We start from the raw sequence: 2617 nt of genomic DNA, 5'->3' as shown, positions 1-2617 counted from the left end.
GCTCTCTCAATACGACCAAGAGCTAAAGTCCCTTTTTCTTCAAATCGAGCTTTGGTAGTAGGTTCATTGGGTGTATAAAAAGTACCTAACGCATTCGTAATCTCTTGCCAATAATTACCAACCGCTAAAGCTAGACCAAAATCATTCTGATGTTTATGTCCATCGTAAATCAACATTAAATGGCAATGGAATCCCGCTGAGTGTCCACCCTGCTCTAATACCCAAACAAACCCCTCTAAATTAGAAAAACAGCGGTCACCATTTGAAATCCGATTACGGAGAGTTTTCATGTGCTGATCAAATAACTTGATATTTACTAAACTCTGTACATGATCAGGATATTTCAAATCCACGCGTACAATCAAAGAGCGTGATTTTTGCTGTAAAACACGCTCAATATATTCAGTTAGTCGTTGTTGATTCCGTAACTCTTGCAGTTGAAATGCATGGAGTTGGTTGCGAATATCTGAGTGAAAGCTGTGTACAAGGTTTCGTAAAGTATAGACCTGATGCTCTAAGAGCATATCTAAGCCATCATAGCCTTGTCCCTGTAAGTGACTTTCAACAAAACTAATAAGCCCAATAAAGACCTGAATGTGTTGGCTGTACCACACATTCGAGGAATATTGAATTTTAAAAGCTGGAATTAAATCCTGTAATTCTCGAAGAATCTGATCATTACTGATTTGATTATGCAGAATACGATCAATGAAGTGTTCGATTGCAATGAGAGTTTGAGCTTGGTTAGACATTGTACTTACCTAAGTTGAGTTTAAATCATAGGTAAGTCATATCGATTATTTTTTAATGGTGATTACTTGCTCTATGCTTTTAGGCATTGAGCTTAGATAGATTGAATAAGATGAATTAGTCTCTCACTTCAGCTATATGAGAATATAGTTCTAGATACATATTTATATTGAGTTACTAACACTGAAATGGATTAATTGTCTTAGGTAATAGTAGATCTATGTATTAGATAGGAATAAATCTAATAGATAAGAGTACTAGAACAATGTAATAAAAAGAATAATTAATATACCTGCCAATGAGAACAAATATTTTTCATCACTTCACGAATATTAGGGAAAATCATCTGATAGGAAAACCTTACAAAAATTAGATCTATAGCAAGCTAAAGTTACAACAAGCTTTTCAGTATCCCACTCTAAGTAAAGTTGAAGTTATATAACGCCCTAACGGAGATCTACTGAATAGAAATCAGGGAACCTCTTGTACACCAGCATTTATTTTTTATTGGGTTGCTCATGGTATGTGCAAAAACGCACGCATTATTTTGAAAGGAATAAACCATGAATGCGTCATCAAACCAAACCACCTTTGTCATGAATAAAATCATCAATTTGAAACAGGTTATTAATTTTACTGGTCTCAGCCGAGCAACAATCTACAACCTGTTAGATCCAAAATCTGAATATTACGATTCAACATTCCCTAAACAAATTCGCTTATCAACAAATCGCGTAGGATGGTCAGCATTAGAACTCAACATATGGATTGAGTCAAAGCTAGCACAACGTTAAGTTGTGCTAGTCATTTGTTCGATAACTAATTATAGTGAGAACCTACGTTTAGAAGAGTTTCTCTCTTTATAATTAAGTTTCCCTCTTATAGGTTTTTGAGACACGGGAAGAGAGTAGCTTATGCAGTAAAGATCACGATGTACTAAATAGAAGCACCAAGTTCTTAAATACTTTTTCAGATTTACTTTTGGAAGAGTAGTTTCTTCTTTCATAACTCTCCCTAAAGTATAAAAAATATTTAATTGAAAAATTAAATTATTTTCATTTATCTAAAATCATTTAATAGAATAAAAGCTATATCTTCACCATTTCTTTAACACTTTTACTCATCTTATTATCGAGATAATAAGCCAAACAATTTGAATCACCATCAAGAATAGAAAGATAAGGAGTTTCGCATAAATTTCCACCAAATAAAATTACCCATTAAATTTATATATACAAGAAGTCCTTCAATAATTTTGACACATCCCTTCATCCCAACTCTTACTATTTCATTTCCAAATAGAGGAGGATCAAAAATTACATTTCTAAATTTTTTTCATAAAATTTTAGGATCAATACAATCAATGATAAAGAATTTTAAAATCTCAACAAAAGCATATAAAATATCACCAAATTATAGTGAAAATAAAAAAACAACTTACAAATTATATTTACCCATCAATTAACTATAGAAAAAATAAAGTTGTTTTATATAATTATTTTAGAAAATTCAATAAAATCCAGTTCAAACCTAACAATAAATTCACACCTACAATCAACTGAATAAAAGAGCACAATGATTATTTAAAAATTAAATAACAAAAATAACCACACAAATAGGTATCACTACGTGAGTTAATCTTTCAAAATCTCGACCTAATTTATTATTACTTTGAGTAATTATCCGATCTTTTCCTGTTAGTATGAAATTGTTCTTTCTAGAAATAACACGTATATTCCGACAAAATTAAAAATATTGATAAATGCAAGCAAAGGTATCTAATAAATTCTTCAGAAAGCTGACCCATGAATTCAAACTAGCACCCAGCACCCAGCACCCAGCACCCAGCACCCAGCACCCAGCACCC

General features: G+C 32.1%; 2 protein-coding genes. One reads left to right on the top strand and one right to left on the bottom strand.

The window, feature by feature from the left end; genetic code table 11:
- On the bottom strand, positions 1-752 hold a 752-nt coding region (locus RMB13_RS00525; protein ID WP_311084107.1), incomplete at its 3' end, for an inovirus-type Gp2 protein.
- A gap of 561 nt (positions 753-1313) precedes the next feature.
- On the opposite strand from RMB13_RS00525, the gene RMB13_RS00520 reads away from it, so the two are divergent.
- Positions 1314-1544, top strand: coding sequence for an AlpA family phage regulatory protein (locus RMB13_RS00520; RefSeq protein ID WP_311084106.1), 231 nt, complete (start codon positions 1314-1316; stop codon positions 1542-1544).
- Positions 1545-2617 lie beyond the last annotated feature (1073 nt).

This window comes from Acinetobacter sp. V102_4 (assembly GCF_031799005.1).
Lineage (GTDB): Bacteria > Pseudomonadota > Gammaproteobacteria > Pseudomonadales > Moraxellaceae > Acinetobacter > Acinetobacter calcoaceticus.
Note: the sequence above shows the minus strand (reverse complement) of the source record. Positions and strands in the feature narration are given on the sequence as shown.